Raw genomic sequence first — 25,081 nt, 5'->3', positions numbered from 1 at the left:
GCTGCGACGGTTTGCTGTGGATCATTCCGCCCCAGGAGCGGTGCGCATCGCCACCACGGCAAGTCGATGACTTGAGGCAGTTCGAGCGAGAAACTCCGTAGTAGAGCGGACTTCTTCGATCGCCCGTTCGCGACTAAGAATTTAGTTAGACTTTATTTACCTTTTCCACAGAATATCGGCGTCGCGTCCAGTTGATTCGGTTCGGTTCGTTCGGTTGCGTCTGCGTCCGTTTCTTTTCCTGCGGGCAATTTGAATGACACATCGGACCGACGTGGCCAGAGGCCAGGAGATCGTTGCACGCTGGTGCAACCTCGCCGAGCAAAGGCTGGAGCACCTTACCGAACTGTTCGATACCGGGCGCTGGCGGCGCTATCACAGCGAGCAGGCCTTTCTCGAGAACATCAGGGAAGCCCGCGCCGCGGTCGACATCTGGCGCGAATTGCTGACCCGCGAAGCCTCGCTCGACAATTCGCCGATCGATCTGTCCTGGCTCGGCCGCGGCAGGTCGAAACTGCCGCCGCCCCACATCTCGCCGCCGCCCGCGCGCCGGCCGGAGGCTGCGGTCCTGGCCGAGGCGGCGATGAAAGCGGTCGCGGCCGCGCTGGAAACGGCGGCCGAGGTGCTGGAGCAGCCGCCCACGGTCGCCGACGCGCCGCCGCTGGAAATGCCCGCTCCGGCTGCGCCGCCGCCGGTGCTCGATCTCGACACCATCCAGCGGCGCTATCCGCTGCTGCGCAACGCGCTGTAGGCGACCGCTCTCGCTTATTTTTTGAGCGTGATCTCCGTGCTTGTCGCGAGGAAAAACCGCTTCGCCCTTTCCCGGATCTAGCGCCGCACCGCGTTCGCGCCGACCACGAGCTGCGCATATTGCTGGGCGCCGCCTGCCGACAGATCCGGCGTGATCGGGCGGGCATGGTCGAGCCCGACCACCGCGCCGCGCGGGGTTTCCGAGATCATGTTGTTGTTGATCAGCGCGGTGCCGGCGCCCGGCACTACCGAGACGCCGATGCCGACGAAGGCGTTGCGGACCACGTTGCCTGATATTGCGACATCGCGCAGGTACTTGCCCCAGCCGGCGGCGATGCCGAAGGTCGGCGCGTTCTCGATCACATTGCCGGTCACGGTGCTGTCGGCCTCGACATAGATGCCGATGCCGGCGCCGTCGTTCGGGTCGGTGCCTGCAGGGCGCTTCGGCAGCAGGTTGCGGATGATGTTGCCCTGGACCACCGCAATGCGGCCGCCCTCGTTGAAATTGCACACGGAGACGCCGATCGCCGCGCCGTCGACGGTGTTGTTGGCGATCACCGCGGCCTCGAACGAGAACTCCGAATAGAGCGCGACCTCGCGGACATTGCTGACGCTGTTGTCGGTGATGTGGATGTTGGAGGCCGAATTGCCGCGCACCGCCGAGAAGTCGCAGTTCTTGATGCGGTTGCCGCGCACGATCACGTTGCCGGCGCGGAAGGCGTTGATGGCGTTGCCGTACTGCCCGGAGCCGCCGGGGCCGGCCTTGATGTCCTCGATGCGGTTGTCTGCGACGATCGAGCCGTCGTCGCCGATCGCGGTGCGCAGGATCTCGATGCCGTTGTCGTTGGTGCCCTTAATGGTGTTGCGCGACACCATCAGGCCCAGCGCGTCGAACGACACCAGCGCCGTGGTCGCGATCTCGGTGAAGACGTTGTTGCTGACGTCGCCCGACATCTGCTCGAACCAGATGCCGTTGCCGCCGCTGCCGGTGAACCGGCAATCGGTGATGCGGATGTCGCGGCCCGATAGGCAGTGCACGAGGCCGCGCCGGTTCGGCAGCGGGACGTTGCCGCCGTCGAAGGTGAGGCCCATCAGGACGACGCCGCCGGCGCCTTCGCCCTCCAGCAGCGAGGCGCCGCCGTTGAACACCAGCCGGCTGGCGCCGCGCACGCCGATTAGCTGGCTGCCGGGCGCAAGCCGCAACAGGCCGGTGCGGTAGACGCCGGGCGGGAACGCCAGCGGCACCTGCGCCCGCGCGGCGTCGTCGATCGCGCGCTGCAGATTGCGGGTCTGGTCGTCCGGGCTGCCGGGGTGCACGCCATATTGCGTGACGTCGCGGCCGAGCGAGCCGGTCGATGGCGCGGCGGCACGCGCGGCGTCCGGCGACATCGCAAGCGCGCCGGCTGCGCCGGCGGCGGTTACTCCGATCAGATGGCGGCGGTTGACGTCCATGGGCAAGGCCCTCGCAACATTCGCGAGCGGTGACGTTCGCGGGTCGAGTGGTAGCGCGAAAGGCGGCGCGGCATGGTGAACACGCCGAGGCAGCGCGGCGATTGTTGGCGGTAGGGTTAATCGCGGGTGCAACCGATTCACGTTGTCAAACAGTCGTTCCTCGGTGTCGTCACCCGCGCATGCGGGTAATCCAGAATTCCAGAGCCGCCGGTGCTTGAATCGAGAGGCCGCGGCGTACTGGATGCCCCGCCTTCGCGGGCCTGACACCGGGGAGAATGCGGGCCCACGACTCCTTCCCAGGCCGCCCCGGCGAAGACCGGGACCCATACGCCGCGGCTTGTGTTGTGAACGCGACTCATCATCGCAGCGACGATGATCTTTCGTGGTTATGGGTCCCGGCGTTCGCCGGGACGACACTGAATTCAACCCGTTGCAGACCTCGTCATTCGATCCAATTTTAGTATTTGCCGGGGTCTACGGTTGACGCGTCTGGAGTATTGCTCGCCCGCTGGCTTGAGAGGAGAGACCGGTGTTTGACGTAGGAGACCTGGTTGTCTGCATCGACAATGGCCCGAAGAAAGGAGCCATTGGGCCGGTAGTGCCCATCCATCATCTGCTGCACAAGGGGCGCATCTACCGTGTCAATTTCATCGGGACGACCTGGACGGGGAGTCTGACCGTCGGGCTAGCGGGCGTCGCGCTACCTCCTCCGATGATTGGGTTCGAGCCTTACAGATTCCGCAAGATCGATCCTGCGGAGCCTGAGTTCATTGAAATGATGCGCAGCTTGCGTACGCGTGAGTTGGAGGATGCCAACTAGGGACGTGTACTTACACCGCCCGATCCGTGCGCTCACGCGCGCGAGGCCTGCCGGGTCAGTTTCACCAGCTCCATCAGCATGGCCTCGCCGGCATCGACGAGCGCTTCCAGCGTGATCGATGATTTGCCGGGTGCAGCCGTGCCGTCATGGGCGAGCGGCGGGACGTGGACGAATTGCGCGAGGCGCAAGTCATTGTCGCCGTTGACGGCCTCGATCGCGCGCCAGCTCAGATAGTTGCAGAGATAGCTGCCGGCGTCGCGCGAGGCTCGCGCGTCGATCCCGGTCGCCAGCGCGGCGCGCAGTAATTTTTCAGTATGAGGCCCGAACATGCGCGCATCGGCGCCGCCCTCAATCAATCCCTTGCGTGCATGCTGGCGGCCGGCGTCGGGGAAGCGCGTGGTCACCGCGTTGCGGGCACGGCTTTCGATCCGCAGATAGTCGGTGCGGCCGGCGAGGCCGAACATCAAGAGCGCCTGCGGCCGATGTCGTACGATCAGCTCGGGCAATTCGCGATCGACGGCGGCGTAGGTGACGTCGAAGATGTGGCTCGACAGCGCGACGTCGTCGAAGGCCGGGCGGCGCAGGGCGGTCAGCCGCTTCACCAACGGCATGGTCGGGTTGAACGGCGCACCCGGAAACGGCCCGAAGCCGGTGACGAGGATGCGCAGTCTGCCGCTCAATGCAGCATCTCCGCGATCTGTTCGGCGGCGACCGCGGGCGAGATGCGGCCGCCGGCGACCTCGGCCTCCATCTTCTTCACTTTGGCGCGGATCGCGGCATCCGAGCGCAGCCGCGCCATCATCCGGCTCTCCAGCATCGACCACATCCACTTCACCTGCTGTTCCCGGCGGCGGCCGGCGAACTCGCCCGAGGCGTTCATCGCGGTACGGTGGTCGAGGATCTTCTGCCAGAGCCGGTCGAGCCCGGCGCCGGTCAGCGCGGAATAGGTCTCCACCGGCGGATGCCAGTGCTCGGAGCGCGGCGCCAGGATGTGCAGCGCGCTGCGATAGTCGGCGGCGGCGAGGTTGGCGCGCTTGAGGTTGTCGCCGTCGGCCTTGTTGATCGCGATCATGTCGGCGAGCTCGACAAGGCCCTTTTTTATGCCCTGCAGCTCGTCGCCGGCACCGGGCAGCATCAAGGCCAAGAAGAAATCGGTCATATCGCAGACCGCGGTCTCGGACTGGCCGATGCCGACGGTCTCGACCAGCACGACGTCGAAGCCGGCCGCCTCGCACAGCAGCATCGCCTCGCGGGTCTTCGCCGCGACACCGCCGAGCGTACCCGAGGAGGGCGAGGGACGGATAAAGGCCTGGTCGGAGACGGCGAGCCGCGCCATCCGGGTCTTATCGCCGAGGATCGAGCCGCCGGTGCGCGCCGAGGAGGGATCGACCGCCAGCACCGCGACCTTGTGGCCGCGCTCGATCAGGAACATGCCGAGCGCATCGATGGTGGTCGATTTGCCGACGCCGGGCGAGCCGGTGATGCCGACCCGCACCGCCTTGCCGGTGTCGGGCAATAGCGCCTGCACCAGCTCGCGCGCCGCCGCCTGGTGGTCGCTGCGCCGGCTCTCGACCAGCGTGATCGCCCGCGCCAGCGCGGCACGGTGGCCGGCACGGAGGTCCTTGGCGAGGGCGCGGATGTCGGGAGCGGCAGGCTTCGGTGAGGTCATGGTGTTGGTTTACAACGGCTGGCCATGGCAGGCGAGGGGAACGCGGATCGGCACGTCGCAGGGGCGCACTGCCAAAATGTCGAAAACAACCCCATGCAAAGGAGCCGGCGGCTGGCAGCCGGCGTGCGACAAGGCACGTGCGACAAGGCTACTTGACACGTCGGGCAACTCAGCGGCATTCTTCCATTATCCAGAAATCGTGCAGACACCCGTAGCCCGGGTGAGCCAACGGGTCGCGCGAACGCGCGCCCGATGACAGGCTCCGCGATGTCAGGGGAAACCGGCCCCGCATATCGCTTCAGCTCATGCGGGCTACGAACTATTGCTGCTCGTCCGCATCGCCCTTCGGCCGTGCGCCGGCGAAGATCTTTGCGCCTTCCGGTGTCAGATAGGGTTTCAGCGTCTCCCACGGCACGAAGATCACGTATTGGCCCTCGGCGTAGGGGCCGACGGCATAGGGCGGGTAGTGGAAGGTGAGGCCGGAGCTCTTGCCCGCTTCGGTCGACGGCGCCAGCGTCACGGCGCCGATCTTGAGCAGGGTCGGCTTCATCTCCTTGTACCACTCGGCGGTTGCGGTCTCGCCGGCATCGCGCCGCTTCTTCTCGGCGTTGAGCGCGGCGATGACCGCCTTGCGCATCGCCGTCAGGGTTGGGCCGTTGTCTGCGGTCTCGGTGAAGAACGGGCGGATGCTGATGCGCTTCTTCGCGGTGGTGTCCCACAGGATGGTGTTGACGTCGGAGTTCGGATGCGCGCCGTGGGTGTCCATGTAGTCATCGCGCAGCACGCTCACATAGCGGCCGTCGACGACGGAGCGCTCCGAGTATTTGCGTTCGAACGAGTAGCCACCACGATCCTTGAAGAGGTCAGGCTCCTGCTTGCGGTCGGCCGCAGCCTCGGCGGCATTCTTGTCGATCCACGTCTTGCCTTCGGCGAGGCAATCGGCCGCCAGCGCGCTATCTGCCTTGATCCTGTCGTCGAGATAGACGCTCGCCTCGATGCTCGCATTCTTGATCGACGCGTCGGGCTTCGGATCGGCGGCGATGGCGGGCAGGCAGAGGCAGGCCAGCAGGCCGGTAAAAGCCATGATGCGGGCAGGCGTCATCAAGCGATCGGCGCGCATGAAAAACTCCAGGTGGCAGGGGGCAAGCGCGGCAGCGTTACTCCGCTGCAGCGCTATGGCCGAGCCGGGCGTTGAGCTTGTGGATCAGCTCCTCGGCGGCATCCGAGATCACCGTGCCGGGCGGGAAGATCGCCTCGGCGCCGGCGGCATACAGCGCGTCGTAATCCTGCGGCGGCACCACGCCGCCGATGATGATCATGATGTCGTCGCGGCCGTGTTTCTTCAGCGCGGCCTTCAGTTCGGGCACCGCGGTGAGATGTGCCGCGGCGAGCGAGGAGACGCCGAGAATGTGGACGTCGTTCTCGACCGCCTGACGGGCGGCTTCATCGGCGGTTGCGAACAGCGGTCCGATATCGACGTCGAAGCCGACATCGGCGAACGCCGATGCGATCACCTTCTGGCCGCGGTCATGGCCGTCCTGGCCGATTTTCGCCACCAGGATGCGCGGACGGCGGCCTTCGGCCTCCTCGAACGCATCGATCAGGGCCTGCACTTTTTCGACCTTGTTGGACATCGCCGCTGCCTCTCGCTTGTAGACGCCGGTGATGGACTTGATCTCGGCGCGGTGGCGGCCGAACACCTTTTCCATGGCGTCCGAAATTTCGCCGACGGTGGCTTTGGCGCGAGCGGCGTCGATCGCCAGCGCCAGCAAATTGCCGTTGCCTTCGCCCGCCGAGCGGGTAAGCGCGGCGAGCGCCGCATCGACGTCCTTCTGGTTGCGCTCCTTCTTGAGCCGCGCCAGCTTGTCGATCTGCAGCCGACGCACGGTGGAGTTCTCCACCTTCAAGACGTCGATCGGCTTCTCGTTCTCGGGCTTGAACTTGTTGACGCCGATCACCGCCTGGCGGCCGGCATCGATCCGCGCCTGGGTCTTGGCGGAGGCTTCCTCGATCCTGAGCTTCGGCACGCCGGCCTCGATCGCCTTGGCCATGCCGCCGAGCGCCTCGACCTCCTGGATGTGCCCCCAGGCCTTCTGCGCGAGATCGCGGGTCAGCCGCTCGACATAGTAGGAGCCGCCCCAGGGATCGATGATGCGGTTGGTGCCGCTCTCCTGCTGCAGGAACAGCTGGGTGTTGCGGGCGATGCGCGCCGAGAAGTCGGTCGGCAGCGCCAGGGCCTCGTCGAGCGCGTTGGTGTGCAGCGACTGGGTGTGGCCTTGGGTTGCCGCCATCGCCTCGATCGTGGTGCGCATCACGTTGTTGAAGACGTCCTGCGCGGTCAGCGACCAGCCCGAGGTCTGGCAATGGGTGCGCAGCGACAGCGAGCGCGGATCCTTCGGATTGAACTGCTTGAGCAGCTTGGCCCACAACAGCCGCGCGGCGCGCATCTTGGCGACTTCCATGAAGAAGTTCATGCCGATCGCCCAGAAGAAAGAGAGGCGGGGGGCAAAACGATCGACGTCGAGGCCCGCGGCAAGCCCGGCGCGCAGATATTCGACGCCGTCGGCCAAGGTATAGGCGAGCTCGAGGTCCTGCGTCGCGCCGGCTTCCTGCATGTGGTAGCCGGAAATGGAAATGGAATTGTATTTCGGCATCCGCTGCGAGGTGTAGGCGAAGATGTCGGAGATGATCCGCATCGAGGGGCTAGGTGGATAGATGTAGGTGTTGCGCACCATGAACTCTTTCAGAATGTCGTTCTGAATGGTGCCCGACAGTTTCTCCGGCGGCACGCCCTGTTCCTCGGCAGCCGCGACGAACAGCGCGAGGATCGGCAGCACCGCGCCGTTCATGGTCATCGACACGCTCATCTGGTCGAGCGGGATGCCGGCGAACAGCGTGCGCATGTCGTAGATGGAATCGATCGCAACGCCGGCCATGCCGACGTCGCCGGAGACGCGCGGATGATCCGAGTCATAGCCGCGATGGGTGGCGAGGTCGAAGGCGACCGACAGGCCCTTCTGTCCGGCCGCGAGGTTACGGCGATAGAACGCGTTGGAGTCCTCTGCCGTGGAGAAGCCGGCATATTGCCGGATGGTCCAGGGCTGGTTGACATACATGGTCGGGTAGGGGCCGCGCAGATAGGGCGCGATGCCCGGCCAGGTCTCGAGGAAGTCGATGCCTTCGAGATCGGCCTCGCCGTAGACGGATTTCACCGGGATGCCCTCGGGCGTCAGCCACGGCTCGGCGCTCGCAGCCGGGGCCGTACTGGCCACGGGCTGGAAGGCGACATCGGCGAAATTGGGAATGCGGGTCATCCCTGGGCTTCCTCAAACTGGCGATTGCGTTCGATCAATCGCTGTAGCTTCTAACTCAATCGTGGTCCGGATGCTGATGGCTGACGATGGTCGCCATCTTGTCCGGTCCGTAATTCTGCATCGTGGTCTGGCTCGGCAGGTTGGCGATGCCGACCACCCAGCCGTGGCGGGACTCGGTTCCGAATTGTTGCGTCGGTATCACCCGGTCGGGCCGGTCGAAGGCGCCGGTCATGATCTCGATGCGGGGCCCGTCGATGCGGCGGAAGCTCAGGGGCGTTCCGCAGGCGGCGCAGAAGTCGCGCTCGGCGATCGAGGAGGATCTGAACGCGGCGGGCTTGCCGCGGGTCCATCTGAAGTCGTTGCGATCGATGTCGGCGAAAGAGGCAAATGGCGCCCCGGACGCTTTCTGGCACATCCGGCAGTGGCAGATGCTGATCCGGGTCGGTGCCGCCGAGACGGCAAACCGGACGGCGCCGCACTGGCAGCCGCCGGTCAGAACGGGTGTCGATGGTGCCTCTGCGCTCATGTCTGCTCCATCCGCCGATAGGCGTCGCGCAATGTCGCCAGCGCATCACCGCCGGCGAAGACGAACTCGCCGATGCCGGCCGCCCGCAGCGCCGCTTCCTGGTCGCCGGGCCGCCCTGCCAGATAGATATGCCTTGCACCGGCGCCTTGAAGGGCCCTGGCGGCCTCACTGGCGCTGGCGGCATAGACCTTATCCGAGGAACAAATGCACGCCAGCGTGGCGCCCGAGGCCTTGTAGGCCGCGGCCAGCGCCGCCGCGTCGGCAAAACCCTCGCTGTCGATAGCCTCGATCCCGCCGGTTTCGAAGAAGCTCTTGGCGAAGGTCGCGCGGGCCGTGAAGTCCGCGGCGGTGCCGAGATTGGCCAGGAATATCTTCGGCCGTGCGCCATGCGCCTTCAGCGCGGCATCCGACTTGTCGCGCAGCGCCTCGAACGGTTCGGCAAGCCGCATCGGCGCGAGGGCGTCGAACTTCACCTTGGCGCCGGCGAGGGACGCCGGCGCTGATGGTTTCACATCCAGCACCGCGGGGGCGGCCTCGCGCAGATCCGGAAATTCGCTGGCGCCGGTCAGCACGTCGCGGCGCTTCGCCACATTGGTCTCGCGCAGCAATCGCGTCGCGGTGACCTTGTTTTGCAGCAGTCCCTGCTCGAGTGCGGCGAAGATGCCGCCGGCCTTCTCGATCTCCTGGAACAGCATCCACGCCGCCTCGCAGAGCTGCGAGGTCAGCGTCTCGATGCCGCCGGCGCCGGCCGCGGGATCGGAGACCTTGGCGAGGTTGGACTCATCGAGCAGCACGAGTTGCGTGTTGCGCGCCACGCGCCGGGCGAAGTCATCAGGCAGGCCGAGCGCCAGCGTGTGCGGCAGCACCGTGATCGCATTGGCGCCGCCGAGCCCGGCCGCAAAGGTCGCGATCGTCGCGCGCAGCATGTTCACATTGGGATCGCGCTGGGTCAGCATCCGCCAGGCGGTTTGCGCGTTGACGAAGATCGGCTTCGGCGCAAGTCCGCAGGCTTGCTCGACACGTGCCCACAGCAGCCGCAGCGCGCGAAATTTCGCCATCGTCAGGAACTGGTCGGCGTCGGCGCTGAGGCGGAACGAGATCGCCGCGCGCGCCGCGTCGAGCTCGATGCCGGCGCCCTCCAGCATGCGCAGATAGGCGAGGCCAAGCGCGAGCGTGAACGCGAGTTCCTGCACCTCGGAGCCGCCGGCATCATGGACCGGCCGGCCGTCGGCCAGCACGAACGGCCCCTTGAAGCCGCGCTTGATGAGGCCATTGACGACCTGGCCGAACGACTTTTCGTAGTCGGGCCAGGCGATGGCCGCAGCACCGCGCACGGCCATGGTGCTGAGCGCCTGGTAATTGAAATGCAGATCGAGCTTGGCCGGGTCGAGCTTGCGGGCCTCGACCATGTCGGCAAAGGTCTCGCCGGCGTTCTCGCGGCCGATCACCGGATTGAGCGCGATCATGATGCCGGCATCGAGATGGACGCCGCCGCAGGCGCGCGCCAGCGTCTTCTTGCTGGCGTCGGCAAGACCGAAGCCGCGCGCACCGGGACCCCCGGCGAACTCGAATTCGAGGCCGGTCGCCCCGTTCTCGAGATCCTGCAGCGCTTGCGCATTGGCCTGTGCGGCATCGGGATGATCGACCCGCTGCAGGATCTGCCAGGGTGCAGCGGCGGCGCGGCCGGCAAGCGGGCTTGAATTGGCGGCGCGGCGGTAGATCGGATCGATCTTCAGGCCGTCATAGGTCTTGCCGACCAGCTTCTCGAACGGGGCGCCCTTCAGCACGCCGTCGACCAGCTTGCGCCAGTCGTCATAGGTCGCAGGTCGAAAATCCGAAGCCAGAGCCAAATCGTCAGTCGAGGTCGTCATCCGCCCAAATCGTCCTTCACCGGCCCCGCGCGGGGCCCCTTGATTTGGCCGGAAATTGCCACGGGCGGGCGGCCAAGCCAAACGGTTGTTTGCGGTGGTTTCGCTTTAATCGAGGTCCGCTAGACGGAAAATACCGTCTGTAGAGACCTTCGCCAGCGCATCGGCGACGCGGCGCCCGGCGATGACGCGGTCAGGAACGATCTCGGCGAGCGGCACCAAGACGAAGGCGCGTTCGAACAAACGCGGGTGCGGCAGCGTCAGTTCCGGCTTGTTCAGTGTGACGTCGTCATAGGCGATCAGGTCGAGGTCGAGGGTGCGCGGCCCCCAGCGCTGCTCATTGGCACGGTCGCGGCCGAATTTGGCTTCGATCTTGTGCAGCGTGAACAGCAGCGCATGCGGATCGAGACTGGTCTCGATCTCGATGCAGGCGTTGATGAAGCTGTCCTGCTGCTGCTCGCCCCAGGGCGGCGTCGAATAATCCGACGAGCGTGCGATAAGCGCGGCCTGGGTCATGCCGCAGATATTGGCGATCGCCTTGCGAAACGTGGTGCGGACGTCGCCGACATTGCCGCCGAGGGCGATCAGGACGTCAGCCATCTGCGTTCAACCCTGGGGCGGTTGATGGCGCGAGCGGGTCAGCACGACGCCGACATCGTCGAAGATCGCGGCGATCGGCGCGTGCGGCTTGTGCACCGTGACCTTGACCGCCCGGATGCGCGGGAAGCTCGCCAGGATGTCCTCGGCCACCGCGCCGGCGGCGCGCTCCAGCAGCTTGTAGTTGGTGTTCTTGAATGCCGATGTCGCGGTCGCCACCACGTTGGAATAGGAGACCGTATCTGAAAGGCGGTCGGTGCGCGAGGATTCCGAGAGGTCGGTATAGAGCTCGAGATCGATGACGAAGCGCTGCCCGACCTCCGTTTCATGTTCCATCACGCCATGACGGGCATGGATGACGATCCCGGTGATGAAGATCGTATCGGTCATTGCTGTCCCTCGATTGCTGCGGCCACGCGCAGCGCCTGAACGGTTTCGGCGACGTCATGCGCGCGGATGATACGGGCGCCATTCTGCGCGGCGATCAGATGCGCCGCGATCGAGCCGCCGATCCGCTGTTGCGGCTCCGACGGCGCGACCGTGCTGATGAAGCGCTTGCGCGAGGCGCCGACCAGCAGCGGCAGGTGGAACGCGTCGAGCTCGGCAAGCCGCGCCAGCGCGATCATGCTCTGCTCCGGGGTCTTGCCGAAGCCGATGCCGGGATCGAGCACGATCCGGTCGGGCGAAATGCCGGCGCTTGCGGCGATCGCGAGTGAGCGCTCGAAGAAGGCGGCGATGTCCTGCATGATGTCGATCGCCGGATCGGCCTGCTCGCGATTGTGCATGATGATCACGGGCACGCCGCGTGCGGCGACCAGCGGCGCTATGCCGGCATCGCGCTGCAGGCCCCAGACGTCATTGGCGATGACAGCGCCGTGGTCGAGCGCCCAGGCCACGACCTCCGATTTCATGCTGTCGATCGAGACCGGCACGCCAAGCGCGATCACGTCGGCAAGCACGGGCTTCAGCCGCGCCATCTCGGCCTCGGCGGTGATCGGCTGCGAGCCGTAGGGACGGGTGGATTCCGCGCCAATGTCGATGATATCGGCGCCCTCGGCGACCAGCTTGCGGGCCTGCGCCAGCGCCTCTTCGGGTGCGGCGAACTGGCCGCCGTCGGAGAACGAGTCCGGCGTCACGTTCAGGATGCCCATCACGGCCGGATAGGGCCGCGACAACAGCGCCGGCAGCAGCGCCGATACGGCCGGGCCGGTCACCGTCGATGCTATGGGCTTGCTCGCCATCATGCGGTGGCTTTGCGCTGACCGCAGCGGCAAGTCAAGGTGTGGCGATGGCGGGTGACGCGGCCGGCGGCCGAATGCCGTTAAGACAGGCTAATAGGTGATCTTGGGAGGCAGCTTGCGTGCCTCTTCGATCAGCAGCTCGACCGACTTCTCCGACGGCATCACGCGGACGAGCTTACGCCGCACATTGGCGTCCTTCATGCTCTGCGCGAGCCGCGACGGGTTGCGGTGCGCGAGCTCGCGCACGGTGGTGACGCCGGCGGCGCGGACCAGACCGACCTTCGCCTTGCCCATGCCGGGAATCCGCATGTAGTCGGAGATGTTGGCCCATTCGAGCAATTGTTGTTCGCTGATCCCGGTCTTGGCGGCGAGCGCCTTGCGTCCCTTGACGGTGCGGGCGGCTTCAAGCAGTGCGTCGGTCGTGCGGATACCCTGCGATTTCAGTTTGGTGGCGCAATAGGCGGACAGGCCTTCGATCTCGGAGAGGGGGTATGTCATGATACTCGTATGCAGGTAGAAGGGAGCGCACGTGCAATGGCGTTTTGGGAGAATGCTTCAGGCAAACTGGCTGAGGCCCGGCGTCCCCGAGATGATCTCGCCCATTTGATCCGCTCCGATTTTGTCGCGGCCGAACCTGAAAAGTTCACGCGCGACGTTCTGAATCTCACTCATGCTCAATCCGAGCGCCATCAGCCGGGTGCCGACAGCCATCAGACCGCCACCCATCAACCGCGATAGGCCACCGCTGTTGTTGGAGGCGGCGATTGCCGCTTCGGCGCCGGGGATTTGGTCGATCAGAGCCTGAACTTTGTCGGAAGGTCCCTCGTTACGGAGGAAACCCAGAACGATGCCGATGGTTTTTTCAGCGACAGCACCGTCGATGCCGGCCTTCGCGGCCAGCTGCCCAACCAATTCGTCCATATTGCCCCGCCTCAACCGGTTTTTGCCGGATCATTCTTGAAGATTTATCTTGAGCGCCTGTGTCACGAAATACAAGCGATCCGCGCATTTCAGTTCGTTTTCTTTTTCGATCGCGTCGGGAGTGTTGCACCTCTGCAAGATTGAGCGGCGGATTCACACCATCTTGTCGCAATGCGCAATGCCTTTCGTCACTTGGCCCGGAATCTTGGCCGGGAATAAAGTATGAGGAACTGGTGCAGCGACAATATACATCAGTGCGCGCCGATGGTTTCAATCGACCTGCAAGATGCAATATGATGTCATCGGTTCGAATGGATCGAGCCGATTTAAAATCGCGTTAAGAGGCGAAGCGATGGCGACGTCCGACACCAAGTTGGCCGATACCGATGAGAAGATCTTTATCGGCAAGGGCGAGGAAACAGCCTGGCTGACGCTTGCGCTGGCCAACCGCCACGGCCTTGTGACCGGTGCGACCGGAACCGGCAAGACCGTCACGCTGCAGGTCATGGCTGAAGGATTTGCGCGCGCCGGCGTTCCGGTTTTCGCAGCCGACATCAAGGGCGATCTTTCCGGTATCTCCGAAGTCGGCGAGGCTAAGGACTTTATCCTGAAGCGCGCCAAGGAGATGGGCCTGACCTTCCAGCCGGATCAGTTCTCGACCGTATTCTGGGACGTGTTCGGCGAGCAGGGCCATCCGGTGCGCGCCACCGTCACCGAGATGGGACCGCTGTTGCTCTCGCGGATGCTCGATCTGAACGACGTGCAGGAGGGCGTGCTTAATGTTGCCTTCCGTGTCGCCGATGAGAACGGCCTCACGTTGATCGACATGAAGGACCTTCGGGCGCTGCTGGATGCGATCGCCCCGGACGGCAGCAAGAAGGCTGCCGACGACGAGGAAGATCCGCTGGCGCCGATCCGTAAGGCCGCGCAAGGCTACGGCAATGTATCCAAGGCGACCGTCGGAACGATCCAGCGTCAGCTCCTGGTGCTCGAGAACCAGGGCGGCGCCAAGTTCTTCGGCGAGCCGGCGCTGACGCTGAAGGATTTCATGCGCACCGACCGCGACGGCCGCGGCATCGTCAATATCCTGGTCGCCGACAAGCTGATGCAGAGCCCGCGGCTTTACGCCACCTTCCTGCTCTGGATGCTTTCGGAATTGTTCGAGGAATTGCCGGAGGCCGGCGACCTGCCGAAGCCGAAGCTGGTGTTCTTCTTCGACGAGGCGCATCTCTTGTTCACCGACGCGCCGAAGGCGCTGATGGACAAGATCGAGCAGGTGGTGCGGCTGATCCGCTCCAAGGGAGTCGGCGTCTATTTCGTCACGCAGAATCCGATCGACGTGCCGGACAAGGTACTGGCGCAGCTCGGCAACCGCGTGCAGCACGCGCTGCGCGCCTTCACGCCGCGCGATCAGAAGGCGGTTGCCGCGGCCGCACAGACCTTCCGGCCCAATCCGAAGCTCGACACCGCGCGGGTGATCATGGAGCTCGGCAAGGGCGAGGCGCTGGTGTCGTTCCTCGAGGGCGGCGGCACGCCGTCGATGGTCGAGCGCGTCATGGTGCGCCCGCCGTCGGCGCGGATCGGGCCGATCACGCCGGAGGAGCGCAAGGCGATCATGGATGCGAGCCCGGTCAAGGGCAAATACGACACCGCGGTCGATGCCGAATCCGCCTACGAGATCATCCAGAAGCGGCTCGCCGGGACGGCGGCGCCGGCGGACGGCAGCGCTGGCGGCGAGGGTGGCGGCATCCTCGGCCAGCTCGGTTCGATCGCGTCCACGATCTTCGGCACCAACGTCAAGCGCGGCCGCATGTCGACCGGACAGGTGATCGCGCGCAGCGTCACGCGCTCGGTGACCGACAAGGTGATCGGCGGCGTGGCCGCCGATCTCGGCAAATCGCTCGGCGGTTCGGTTGGCGGCTCGATCGGCCGGGCGCTGGTGCGCGGCGCGCTCGGCGGATTGCTGCGCAGATAGCACCGCGCCGGTCGGCCGAAGCGGGAGACCGGCTTTGCCTCCCGCGGCCGGCGCGCTACAACCTGGCGCAACGTCCAACAAAAAGGATATCCGCGATGTCCAACGCCAAGCTGCAGCCCGTCCTCGACCGTATCGACGCCGATTTCGACAACAGTCTCGAGCGGCTGTTCACGCTGCTGCGGATCAAATCGATCTCGGCCGATCCGGCCTTCGCTGATGACTGCAAGGCGGCTGCCGATCATCTCGCCAAGGATATCGCGACAGTCGGCTTCAAGACCGAAGTGCGGCCGACTGCCGGCCATCCGGCCGTGGTCGGCAAGCTGAACGGCTCGGCCGACGGACGCCCGCACGTGCTGTTCTACGGCCACTACGACGTGCAGCCGGTCGATCCGTTGAATCTCTGGCACCGTCCGCCGTTCGAGCCTGTCGTGACCGACCATGCCGACGGGCGCAAGATTATCGTCGCGCGCGGCGCCGAGGACGACAAGGGACAGTTGATGACCTTCGTCGAGGCGTGCCGTGCCTGGAAGACGGTGACGGGATCGCTGCCGGTCGACATCACGATCGTCATCGAGGGTGAAGAGGAGATCGGTTCGACGAATTTCGTGCCGTTCCTCGAGGCGAACAAGGACGACCTCAAGGCCGACTTCGCGCTGGTCTGCGACACCGGCATGTGGGACCCGAATACGCCGGCGATCACCACCTCATTGCGCGGCCTGGTCTATGACGAGGTCAAGATCAAGGCCGCCAATCGCGATCTGCATTCCGGCGTGTTCGGCGGCGGCGCGCAGAACCCGATCCGCGTGCTGACGCGGATCCTCGGCGGCCTGCATGACGAGAACGGCCACATCACCATCCCCGGTTTCTATGACGGCGTGAAGGATTTGCCGCCGGATATTCTGGCCCAGTGGAAGCAGCTCAATCTGACGCCGGAGAGCTTCCTCAAGCCGATCGGCCTCTCGGTGCCCGCCGGCGAAAAGGACCGGCTCCTGATCGAGCAGGTCTCCTCGCGCCCGACCTGCGACATCAACGGCATCGTCGGCGGCTATACCGGCGAGGGCTCCAAGACGGTGATCGCGGCCGAGGCGTCAGCGAAGGTCTCGTTCCGCCTGGTCGAGGGACAGGATCCCGAGAAGATCCGAAAGGCGTTCCGCGACTATGTGAAGGCGCGCCTGCCGGCCGACTGCAAGGCCGAGTTCACCGACCATTCCAGCGCGCCGGCGATCGCGCTCGACTGGAACATGAAGCCGCTGGCAGCCGCGCGCCGCGCGCTGACCGACGAATGGGGCAAGGAGGCGCTGCTGATCGGCTCCGGCGCCTCGATCCCGATCGTCGCCGATTTCAAGCACACGCTCGGCCTCGACAGCGTGCTGATCGGCTTCGGGCTCGACGACGACAACATCCATTCGCCGAACGAGAAGTACGACCTCAAGAGCTACCACAAGGGCATCCGCTCCTGGGCGCGGATCCTGGCGGCGTTCGGCGACGCCAAATAGCGCAACGGCAATTCACGTAAAAACGCCGCCCGGAATTGGGCGGCGTTTTGATTCGGTAGTGCAGAGGGTGTTGGCCGTTAGCCTACCCGAAGATTATGAAATTTCAATCACGGTAGCCGGGATTGACCCGGTCGAGCTTGCGCAGCAGCGGCGGCCAGACCAGCTGGGTCGAGCGCAGCTCGGCGCGGTCCGGGTTGGAGAGCAGCTCGGTGTTCTTGTCGATCGCATGCTGGTCGACCGGATAGGCGATCGGTCCGAGCGCGCGGGTCGCCACCTGCATCGAGCAGGCGCGCTCCAGATGGTACATCCGCTCGAACGCGGAGGCGACCGAGCGGCCGACCGTCAGGGTGCCGTGATTGCGCAGCAGCATGTGGTTCTTGTTGCCGAGATCGCGCTGCAGGCGCGGGCGCTCGTCATGATCGAGCGCGATGCCTTCATAGTCGTGATAGGCGAGGTCGTGGGTGACGAGCTGCGCGGTCTGGTTCAGCGGCAGCAGCCCGTCGGGGCCGCTCGATACCGCAGTGCCGTCGACGGTGTGCAGATGGAGCACGCAGCCGGCGTCCTCGCGCACCTCGTGGATCGCCGAATGGATGGTGAAGCCGGCCGGGTTGATGCTGTAGTCGCTCTTCGAAAGCTGGTTGCCGTCGAGGTCGACCTTGACGAGGCTCGACGCGGTGATCTCGTCGAACATCAGCCCGTAGGGGTTGATCAGGAAGTGATGCTCGGGCCCCGGCACGCGGGCGGAGATGTGGGTATCGACCAGATCGTCCCAGCCATAGAGCGCGACCAGCCGGTAGCAGGCAGCAAGATTGATCCGCTGCTCCCATTCCGCCGCACTCATATCCGACGGCACTTCCTTCAGGCGCACTTCCGCTGGCGACATGGCCGATTGCTCCATTGATGGCGTTATTGCTTGGTCCAAGCGTAGCGCCGCCGCCGGACCGCAGCAAGGCAGGGTAACGGCGTGACAGTCATGTCGGCATGCGGCCCACGATCCGAACGGCGATCGTCAGTGGGCCAGTCTGATGCGTTACGGCGCCGGGATCGCCAGCAGGCTCGAGATGCTGCGGCCGCGGATGTCATAGACGCGGGCGAACACGACGTCGTCGCGCTTGATCTCGACCATGACCGGCGCGGCCAGGCCCTTGCAGTAGAATTCGCCGAGCGTCATCGCGAAGTCGGCGGCATTGCTGTCCCATCCGATCGTGAAATCGGGGCCGAGCGCGACCTGCGCGGGGCGCTGCGGTCCGCACACCGCGACCTTCCACTTGCGGTTCTGCGGCGGCACTTCCTGCCGCTCCGCCAGCTGCTCGCGCAGCCCGTCGGATGCCTGCTTCAGCGCCAGGCCCCAATAGTCCAGCATGAAGAAGTTGTCCGCGGTCCGCACCGTGCCGGCGATGTGGTTGAAGTGCGTGTACTGATACGGATGCAGGCGGATCATTTCGCTGAGCGGCAGCAAGAGGCCGAATGCGAACATGGCGAGCGCCGCGGGCTGCCAGGCGCGGCGGTTCTCGCCGAGCCAGTCCATGCCGCGCGCGAATGCGACGCCGGCCAGCACCGTCATCGGCGGAATCACGAAGATGAAGTGGCGGATGCCGTTATAGAGCGCCGGCCGCTTCACCATCGCGATCACCAGCGGCAGCGTCGCCGCCAGCGTCAGCATCAGCATGATCGACTTGCGCTTCGCGGTGACGTCATAGCGCGACAGCGACATCAAGGTGATGACGACGGCGGCGGCCAGCAGCACCAGCAGCACTTCGGGAAGCTGCAGCGCGAACAAGGTGGGCAGATAGGACCACGGCATGTCCGGCACCGACACCAGCGCGCCGTCGAACATCTCCTTCCACGGTTTCTCGAAGAAGTGCGAGAAATAGGTCACCGCTTCGAGCGGATGTCCGGGCTCCATGATCGACCACGGCCAGATCAGGCCCATCACGAGATAGCCCAGCAGAAGTCCCGGCAGCAGCACATAGACGACATGGGCAAAGCGGTGGGTCGCCTCGCGCGGGCCCTGCTTGCGGAATTCCTCGATCAGGAGCGGGACGAAGCCGACCACGGCGTAGATCAATGCGAGCCCGCCAAGCACGCGGCAGCCGATCGACAGGCCGGCCCCCAGGCCGACGATCAGGATGGTGCGCGGCGAGGGCGCCGGATATTCCTCGATCAGGCGGACCAGGCCCATGATCAGGACCACCATCGCCACGGCGAACGGCGCATCCTTCGGATTCATGAACATGTGGCCGTAGAGGGTCGGGCACAGCGCCAGCAGCAGCAGCGCCGCCAGTCCCGCCAGCGGGCCGCCGACACGGCGTGCCAGGCGCCAGGTTACGGCAAGGCCGATGACGCCGACGATCGCGCCGAGCAGGCGGCGCGTCTCGAACAGTTCGAGCGGAATGAGCTTGTGCAGCAAGGCCGCGGCCATGTCGAAGCCGCCGCCGTACATATACAGATTGGCAAACGACAGCGCGCCGGTGTCCTTGAACCCGGACTCGTACATGCGCAGCAGGAGGTCGGCATATTCAGCGTGGGTGTAATCGTCCCAGCCCAGACCGTAATCGCGGAACGTCAAGCCGGCGACCACGGCGACCACGCCGAGGACGAGGACAGCGAGATCGTCGCAGGTCTTCTCCACCGAGCGCCGCGCAGGCGCCTCGAGGGCAGACGTCGTAATCGATGACATAGCTAGTGATACCGGCGTGCCTGTGGCCCAGATTGGCGCTTTAGGGCCTCATTCCCCGGCATCCATAGCGCAGTTCCGTTTCCGAGTAATTGGTAATTGTGGCGTAATTTCCCAGATGCGTTGCAATAAATTGGCAGCAATTCGTAGCCAGTAGATCTACGGGAGCTGGCTGCCCGACAGCCACTGCGGCCGCGGTGAAGCAACGCATCGCGGCTTGGTTAAGCGGGATTTTAGGGAACTCTGTCTACAATTGGCGGTTGGCGGTGTGGGCAATATGACGGTATCGTGGCGTTGGTGGCCCGCGCCGATTTTCGGATGGGTCTCCCGGGGGTTAGTTCGATGAAGGTTGGTCTGTTGGTCGTCGGCGCGGGCCTGGTCGTGGCGGGCCTGGCGGCGATCGGCCTCGGAATTCCAAACAAGGAATTCAGCGTCGGCGGCACGTTGATCGCAACAGGCGTGACCGGCGCATGTACCGGCGTGATTGTTCTCGCCCTTGCCGCCATCCTTCGCGAACTCCAGGCCATGGGCGACCGGCTCGATGCCGTCGTGGCAGTGGGTCTGCGGTCCGGGTCGCCGTCTGCAACTTCCCCGCGCGGCACTCCCGACGATCCGGTGTTCCCGCCGCCTGAGCCGAAGGTCTCGGCGCCTCCGCCGCTGGCTCCAGCGTTCCCGCCATCCGCTCCCGCGGCGCCGCCCTGGCACGACGAGATCGCCTCGCGCGGCGCATCAGGCGAGGTGCCGCCGCCCGCACCGGCGGCCGCGCCCGCGGATGGCGCTGCGCCGCCCAAGCGGCGCAATCTGCTGTTTTCCTCCTCGCGCAAGGAGCGCGAGCGGAGCCAGGGGCGTGCCGCCGAACCGCTCACGCCGGATCTGTTGTCGCCGGAACTGCGTCCGAATCCGGGTGGTTCGGCCGAACCGGCGTCGGCAACCTTCGACGATGCCTGGCCGAAGGCCGACCGGCCGCGGCCGGTCGACGTCGCCCCGCGGCGCGGCCCCCGGACGCCATCCACCTTCGGCGAGGCCCAGTCGGCCGCCGCCGCCTCGCCGTCGTCGGGCCATCCGCCGCCGCCGCAGGAGCAGCCGCCGGTGACCGTGCTCAAATCCGGCGTCGTCGACGGCATGGCCTATTCGCTCTATTCGGACGGATCAATCGAGGCGCAGATGCCGGAGGGCATGATGCGATTTGCCTCGATCGACGAGCTCAGGTCGCATCTGGAGCAGCGGCCTTAAGATCCGGGCCAATACTTGCGCGCGGCCGGCCCGTAGCCGGAAACGCGGCCGTTGTTGTCAGATTTGCTGCAATTCGTGCATATTCGCAAAGTAGTACGCGATTCCATTAATGTATTGCTGCGCATGGATACTGTCCGGTGGGCGCCGGGCTGCCGAGAGCACGGGGAAGATTGAGCCATGTCCGATACGTCAGGCAAAACGCCGGTCGAGCTGACCGCCAACATCGTTTCGGCCTATCTCAGCAACAATCCGACGCCGGCCTCGGACATTCCGAACCTGATCAGCCAGGTCCACTCCGCTTTGCTGCGGGTGTCGAGCGGACGCAACGACACGCCGAGCGAGCCGGCCAAGCCTGCGGTGTCGATGAAGAAGTCGATCACGCCCGAATATCTGGTGTGCCTCGAGGACGGCAAGCGCTTCAAGTCGCTGAAGCGCCATCTGCGCACCCAGTACAACATGACCCCGGAGCAGTATCGCGACAAATGGGGCCTGCCGGCCGACTATCCGATGGTGGCGCCGAACTATGCGGTGGCGCGATCGCAGCTCGCCAAGAAGATGGGTCTCGGTCAGCAGGCGCGGAAGCGGAAGTAAAGATCTACGCGGCGGACGCCAGCGCCTCGCGCGCATCGTTGCGGATGCGGTCGACCATCGAGCGCAGGCCGTTGGAGCGCTGCGGCGTCAGATGGTCGCGGAAGCCGAATTCGTCGAACAGCGCGAGCGCGTCGGTGCCGAGGATTTCCTTGGGCGTTTGCCCAGAAAACAGCGTCAGCACGATCGCGACCAGGCCGCGCACGATGTGGGCGTCGCTGTCGCCGATATAGATCAGGCGCGGTTCGCCGTTGGCATCGCGCTCGATCCGCTTCGACAGCCAGACCTGGCTGACGCAGCCCTGCACCTTGTTCTCGGCCGAGTGCTCCGCCTCCGACAACGGTTCGAGCGTGCGGCCGAGCTCGATGACATAGCGGTAACGGTCGTCCCACTCGTCCAGCAGCGCAAAATTGTCCCTGATTTCGTCGATCGTCGTCATCGTGGCCCGCTTCCTGTCCTTGACGGCTTATATAGGAAGGCGGGCCGCGAAAGCGATGAAAATGGAACCGGTTCCCGGCTGTTTTGACGCGTTTTCTTCACGCGAACCGGTGCCTGCCTCGCTCGACAGCGCTTTGGTTTCCGCTCACGGCGTCGGCGGCAGGCGGAATTCGATCGACTGATCCTCCGCGGTCAGCGTGTCGCGGAACGCGGTGGCTGAATCGGTCTCGTCCTGGCCGATCGAGCCGGTGTGGTCGGGTGGCTTCTTGTCCGTGATGATCTGGTAGAGCTTGCGCGCCCCGTCGGTCGCGCGCTGGCCGATCGCGGTCGCGGCCTGGCCGCCGACCTCGCAGGCAGACGGCTGGCGCTTGCAGAACTGACCCATGTCGTTGATCGTCGCGGTCGCGGCCGACACCGCGTCCGACGCGCTGATCTGCGGCGCCTTGTCCGCTTCGGGTGTTTTGTCTCTCGGCAGCAGCACGAGCACAAGCCCGAGCCAGAATGCCAAACGCAGCAGGAAGAACATGGCGCGATCCCGGTCGTCTGTCTTGTTTTGCTTCTTGCGCGGTCGATGCCGCTATTGGCCTTGAGGGTTAGCATCGGTCGATAAATCGGAAGTATCTGCATTGAAGTAAATCCGCCGAAAAATCGCGGAAAATTCGCCTGAATTGATTCGCCGTAAATTTTCGATTGATGGCGGCCGACGCGCGCCGGATACGCAGGATTCGCCCCGTCCACCATTTCGAAACCATAGAATGTCGCATCCGGAAACCAGCCGTTCACCATCCCCGACAAATGGCCGGTGAATAGCGGGTCAAACCCGCTCCAATGCACGGTGTTTGGCGGCAGGCCGCCCAGCCTTAGCGTTCGCTTAAGTTCGCTCTGACACGTTGACCTGCAATCACGAAGGAGGCGTTCCGGCGCGTCTGTGTTGACGATTGAGCCGAAGCGCGAGTGCTGTGAGTAGTTTGAGTCTGATCCGCGATTGCCTGGATGCGCTGCTGCATCCGTCGGCGCAATATGATGCGCTGACGCGTGCGCGCCATCGTGCCTTCATGGCGCCGCGGCTGCTCGGCAGCCTGGCGGCGCTTGCCTCGTTCCCTGCCTTTCTTGCGATGCGCGGTGCGCCGACGGCGATCGAGGTCGCGGCATTCGCCTGGCTGATCGCGCCGATCCTGCTGTCGTGGTTCCTGTCGCGCACCGGCCGCTATGAAGGCGCGCATGTGCTGTCGTCGCTGGCGCTCGCCGGTCTCGTGATGATGATCGCGGCGACGACCGGCGGCCTCGCCTCGTTCGCCGCCGTGTGGCTCGTCGTCATTCCGATCGAGGCGGCGCTGTCGGCCTCCCGGCGCGTGGTGGCGTTTGCGTTCGCGCTGGCGATGATCTGCGCGGCGCTGCTGAGCGTGCTCGGCCATTATCATGTACTGCCGGTCGTCGATCCCGCGGTTGCTTCGAACAGCACGCTGGTCGGCTTCGGCGTCGTGTCGGCGATCTTCTACGCCGCCGGGCTCGCCTTCGGTGCGGAGTCGCTGGCGCGCACCAGCGTGGCGCTGCTCTATGTCGAGGAAGAGCGCTACCGCCTGCTCGCGCATAACATGAGCGACGTGCTGTCGCGGCACAGCCGCAACGGCGCGGTGCGCTTCATTTCGCCCGCGGCCGAGAACATGCTCGGCGTGCCGGCATCGCGGCTGTTGGGCCACGGCCTGTTCGACCGCGTTCATGTCGCCGATCGCCCGGCCTATCTCACGGCGCTGTCGGACGCCGCGCGCGGTGACTCCCGCAGCGTCGAGTTCCGCGTGCGCCGTGACGGTGCGCGGGGCGAAGCCGTCGCCGAATTCATCTGGGCCGAGATGCGCTGCCGCCCGCTCGATCAGGCCGCCGCCGATGCCGAGGTCGTCGCCGTGATCCGCGACGTGACCGATCGCAAGGTGCAGGAGCAGGCGCTCGAACAGGCGCGCAATGTGGCCGAGCAGGCCGATGCGTCGAAGACGCGCTTCCTGGCCACCATGAGCCACGAACTGCGCACCCCGCTCAACGCCATCATCGGCTTCTCCGAGATGATCGCGCAGGAAGACGTGCTCGGCCTCGACGTGGCCCGCCGCAAGGAATACGCGCAGCTGATCAACGATTCCGGCCAGCATCTGCTGTCGGTCGTCAACGGCATCCTCGACATGTCGAAGATGGAGTCCGGCAATTTCGAGATTTCGCCGGAGCCGTTTGCGCCGCGGCCTGCGCTGCTCAATTGCTGCAATCTTGTGGCGTTGAAGGCGCGCGAGAGCGGCGTCGATCTCGTCACCCGCGTGCCCGACGATCTGCCGATCGTGAACGGCGATCCGCGCGCGTTCAAGCAGATCGTGCTCAATCTGGTCTCGAACGCCATCAAGTTCACCGAGCGCGGCGGCAAGGTCACCGTGTCGGCCGGTGTCGAGGGATCGCGGCTGGTGCTGCGTGTCTCGGACACTGGCGTCGGCATCGCCGCCGATGATCTCAAGCGGATCGGCGATCCGTTCTTCCAGGCCGGCAAGACTTATCAGCGCCGCCACGAGGGCACCGGTCTTGGTCTTTCCATCGTGAAGGGGCTGGTCGGCCTGCACCACGGCGAAATCAATGTGGAGAGCAAGGTGGGCGAGGGCACCATTGTATCGGTCGCGCTGCCGCTGGCGTTCACCCCGCCCGCCGCCGTCGAGCCGTCCAGCAATGTCTCGACCCTGAAGCCCGCGCTGCGTTCCGGACTACAAGAGCAAACCCATCAGGTGAAGAAGAGTGCCTAGACAGACTTTGGATGACGATGAAACGCCGCGCCGTCGCCGCGGCGCCAAGGCAGTGGCCATCGCGGCCGAGGAGGAACGTGGCCTCGTCCTGCGCCTGCTGCTGCACAGTCCGAAGGATCTGGTCGCCGGCGTGCTGGCGACGTCTGCCATCGTTGCGATCCTGATCAATGCGCTGTTCCTGCAGGCGGGCCGTCATCCGTCGCCGATGTTCGGCGGTTCGGTTGTGACGCTGCCGCCGCCGGCCCCGGTTGCCGCGGCCACCAGCCCGATACCGCGCCCGCGTCCGGCCGAGGCGGCTGCCCGATCGGCCGAGCCCGTCGACGTGAAGCCGGTGGAGACCAAGCCGGCCGAGACCAGGTCCGTCGAAGCCAAGCCGGCAGAACCCAAGGTCGAGGCCAAGCCGGTCGATCCGATGGCCAATCTGGTGCTGAAATCGACCACTGCGCCACCGGCCGCAGCACCGTCCCCGGCCGCCGCGCCGTCCAGCGTCATTCGTCCGCCGGCGTCGATTCCGACACAGCATCTGAGCCCGGCCGGAAAACGCATCGCCGCGGTCCAGCGTACACTGACCGAGTATGGCTACGGCCAGCTCAAGCCGACCGGCACGATCGGCGCCGACACCCAGCACGCGATCGCGAAGTTCGAGCGCGCCCGCAAGCTGCCGGTGACCGGACAGATGTCCGATCGCCTGGTGCGCGAGCTCGGCGCGATGATCGGCCATTCGATCGAGTAGTCTCTCTGCGAAGGC

At 65.4% G+C, this 25,081-nt stretch carries 24 protein-coding genes; 8 read left to right on the top strand and 16 right to left on the bottom strand.

Translation table 11 applies throughout. The annotated features are described in order from the left end of the window. Positions 1–253 precede the first annotated feature (253 nt). Entirely contained in the window at positions 254–748 is a 495-nt protein-coding gene (locus tag ACVWZM_RS04670; RefSeq protein WP_456835276.1) for a TIGR03809 family protein, read from the top strand. Between the two features lie 77 nt (positions 749–825). Here ACVWZM_RS04670 and ACVWZM_RS04665 read toward each other — a convergent pair whose 3' ends face one another. After that, positions 826–2,199 carry a TIGR03808 family TAT-translocated repetitive protein gene (locus ACVWZM_RS04665; protein ID WP_141339551.1) on the bottom strand — a complete coding sequence of 458 codons (1,374 nt, stop codon included), beginning with the start codon at positions 2,197–2,199 and terminating at the stop codon, positions 826–828. Positions 2,200–2,728: 529 nt separating this feature from the next. Between ACVWZM_RS04665 and ACVWZM_RS04660 the strand changes: the two genes are divergently transcribed. Next, positions 2,729–3,019 carry a hypothetical protein gene (locus ACVWZM_RS04660; protein ID WP_057015652.1) on the top strand — a complete coding sequence of 97 codons (291 nt, stop codon included), beginning with the start codon at positions 2,729–2,731 and terminating at the stop codon, positions 3,017–3,019. Between the two features lie 32 nt (positions 3,020–3,051). On the opposite strand, the gene ACVWZM_RS04655 is transcribed toward ACVWZM_RS04660, so the two are convergent. The 11 genes from ACVWZM_RS04655 to ACVWZM_RS04605 form a co-directional block, all read right to left on the bottom strand. Further along, complete coding sequence (locus tag ACVWZM_RS04655) at positions 3,052–3,699, bottom strand: pyroglutamyl-peptidase I family protein (RefSeq protein WP_456835274.1); 648 nt, start codon at positions 3,697–3,699, stop codon at positions 3,052–3,054. After that, entirely contained in the window at positions 3,696–4,688 is a 993-nt protein-coding gene (gene meaB, locus ACVWZM_RS04650; protein WP_076833131.1) for a methylmalonyl Co-A mutase-associated GTPase MeaB, read from the bottom strand. The genes ACVWZM_RS04655 and meaB overlap by 4 nt, the downstream gene beginning before the upstream one ends. Before the next feature lie 319 nt (positions 4,689–5,007). Next, positions 5,008–5,772, bottom strand: a complete 765-nt coding sequence (locus tag ACVWZM_RS04645; protein ID WP_141339584.1) for an RsiV family protein — start codon at positions 5,770–5,772, stop codon at positions 5,008–5,010. Between the two features lie 73 nt (positions 5,773–5,845). Next, the gene (scpA, locus tag ACVWZM_RS04640; RefSeq protein ID WP_141339555.1) at positions 5,846–8,002 is read right to left on the bottom strand and encodes a methylmalonyl-CoA mutase; all 2,157 of its coding nucleotides are present in this window, start codon (positions 8,000–8,002) and stop codon (positions 5,846–5,848) included. 55 nt (positions 8,003–8,057) lie between these two features. Then, positions 8,058–8,528, bottom strand: coding sequence for a GFA family protein (locus ACVWZM_RS04635; protein ID WP_057015646.1), 471 nt, complete (start codon positions 8,526–8,528; stop codon positions 8,058–8,060). Next, positions 8,525–10,399, bottom strand: a complete 1,875-nt coding sequence (locus ACVWZM_RS04630) for a methylmalonyl-CoA mutase family protein (protein ID WP_456835273.1) — start codon at positions 10,397–10,399, stop codon at positions 8,525–8,527. Before ACVWZM_RS04630 ends, ACVWZM_RS04635 begins: the two co-directional genes overlap by 4 nt. Positions 10,400–10,504: 105 nt before the next feature. Further along, the gene (gene folK / locus ACVWZM_RS04625; protein ID WP_028331647.1) at positions 10,505–10,996 is read right to left on the bottom strand and encodes a 2-amino-4-hydroxy-6-hydroxymethyldihydropteridine diphosphokinase; all 492 of its coding nucleotides are present in this window, start codon (positions 10,994–10,996) and stop codon (positions 10,505–10,507) included. Between the two features lie 6 nt (positions 10,997–11,002). Further along, a complete protein-coding gene (gene folB / locus ACVWZM_RS04620; RefSeq protein ID WP_016842351.1) occupies positions 11,003–11,383 on the bottom strand; it encodes a dihydroneopterin aldolase in 381 nt (126 codons plus the stop codon). Next, positions 11,380–12,237, bottom strand: a complete 858-nt coding sequence (gene folP, locus ACVWZM_RS04615) for a dihydropteroate synthase (RefSeq protein WP_456835272.1) — start codon at positions 12,235–12,237, stop codon at positions 11,380–11,382. The genes folB and folP overlap by 4 nt, the downstream gene beginning before the upstream one ends. Before the next feature lie 87 nt (positions 12,238–12,324). Next, positions 12,325–12,732: a DUF4332 domain-containing protein gene (locus tag ACVWZM_RS04610; protein ID WP_018270650.1), complete on the bottom strand. Its 408-nt coding sequence runs from the start codon at positions 12,730–12,732 to the stop codon at positions 12,325–12,327. Positions 12,733–12,789: 57 nt separating this feature from the next. Then, the gene (locus ACVWZM_RS04605; RefSeq protein ID WP_016841849.1) at positions 12,790–13,155 is read right to left on the bottom strand and encodes a hypothetical protein; all 366 of its coding nucleotides are present in this window, start codon (positions 13,153–13,155) and stop codon (positions 12,790–12,792) included. Between the two features lie 352 nt (positions 13,156–13,507). Here ACVWZM_RS04605 and ACVWZM_RS04600 point away from each other — a divergent pair, with 352 nt between their 5' ends. Both ACVWZM_RS04600 and ACVWZM_RS04595 read left to right on the top strand, forming a co-directional pair. Next, positions 13,508–15,130: a helicase HerA-like domain-containing protein gene (locus tag ACVWZM_RS04600; protein WP_076833148.1), complete on the top strand. Its 1,623-nt coding sequence runs from the start codon at positions 13,508–13,510 to the stop codon at positions 15,128–15,130. A 95-nt stretch (positions 15,131–15,225) separates the two neighbouring features. After that, positions 15,226–16,626 (top strand): M20/M25/M40 family metallo-hydrolase, encoded by a 1,401-nt coding sequence (locus ACVWZM_RS04595; protein ID WP_456852123.1) that lies wholly within the window; start codon positions 15,226–15,228, stop codon positions 16,624–16,626. Between the two features lie 103 nt (positions 16,627–16,729). Here the strand turns inward: ACVWZM_RS04595 and ACVWZM_RS04590 are convergent, their stop codons facing one another. Together ACVWZM_RS04590 and ACVWZM_RS04585 are read right to left on the bottom strand one after the other, a co-directional pair. Beyond that, complete coding sequence (locus tag ACVWZM_RS04590; protein ID WP_456835271.1) at positions 16,730–17,509, bottom strand: class II aldolase/adducin family protein; 780 nt, start codon at positions 17,507–17,509, stop codon at positions 16,730–16,732. Positions 17,510–17,656: 147 nt separating this feature from the next. Continuing rightward, positions 17,657–19,306, bottom strand: a complete 1,650-nt coding sequence (locus tag ACVWZM_RS04585) for a glycosyltransferase family 39 protein (protein WP_456852121.1) — start codon at positions 19,304–19,306, stop codon at positions 17,657–17,659. Between the two features lie 339 nt (positions 19,307–19,645). Here ACVWZM_RS04585 and ACVWZM_RS04580 point away from each other — a divergent pair, with 339 nt between their 5' ends. Both ACVWZM_RS04580 and ACVWZM_RS04575 read left to right on the top strand, forming a co-directional pair. Next, on the top strand, positions 19,646–20,536 hold the full coding sequence (locus ACVWZM_RS04580) for a DUF308 domain-containing protein (protein WP_316394547.1): 891 nt from the start codon (positions 19,646–19,648) through the stop codon (positions 20,534–20,536). A gap of 177 nt (positions 20,537–20,713) precedes the next feature. Continuing rightward, positions 20,714–21,127: a MucR family transcriptional regulator gene (locus tag ACVWZM_RS04575; RefSeq protein WP_057015640.1), complete on the top strand. Its 414-nt coding sequence runs from the start codon at positions 20,714–20,716 to the stop codon at positions 21,125–21,127. Positions 21,128–21,131: 4 nt separating this feature from the next. On the opposite strand, the gene ACVWZM_RS04570 is transcribed toward ACVWZM_RS04575, so the two are convergent. Together ACVWZM_RS04570 and ACVWZM_RS04565 are read right to left on the bottom strand one after the other, a co-directional pair. Then, positions 21,132–21,563 carry a SufE family protein gene (locus ACVWZM_RS04570; RefSeq protein WP_141343262.1) on the bottom strand — a complete coding sequence of 144 codons (432 nt, stop codon included), beginning with the start codon at positions 21,561–21,563 and terminating at the stop codon, positions 21,132–21,134. Positions 21,564–21,707: 144 nt separating this feature from the next. Next, entirely contained in the window at positions 21,708–22,088 is a 381-nt protein-coding gene (locus ACVWZM_RS04565; protein WP_168856462.1) for a DUF5330 domain-containing protein, read from the bottom strand. Between the two features lie 433 nt (positions 22,089–22,521). Here ACVWZM_RS04565 and ACVWZM_RS04560 point away from each other — a divergent pair, with 433 nt between their 5' ends. After that, positions 22,522–24,333, top strand: a complete 1,812-nt coding sequence (locus ACVWZM_RS04560; RefSeq protein ID WP_200844492.1) for a PAS domain-containing sensor histidine kinase — start codon at positions 22,522–22,524, stop codon at positions 24,331–24,333. Beyond that, a complete protein-coding gene (locus tag ACVWZM_RS04555; RefSeq protein WP_199805192.1) occupies positions 24,326–25,066 on the top strand; it encodes a peptidoglycan-binding domain-containing protein in 741 nt (246 codons plus the stop codon). Before ACVWZM_RS04560 ends, ACVWZM_RS04555 begins: the two co-directional genes overlap by 8 nt. Positions 25,067–25,081 lie beyond the last annotated feature (15 nt).

This window comes from Bradyrhizobium sp. USDA 4501, assembly GCF_054062115.1.
The sequence above is the reverse complement of the archived record's forward strand: the minus strand, read 5'-3'. Positions and strand labels throughout refer to the sequence as shown.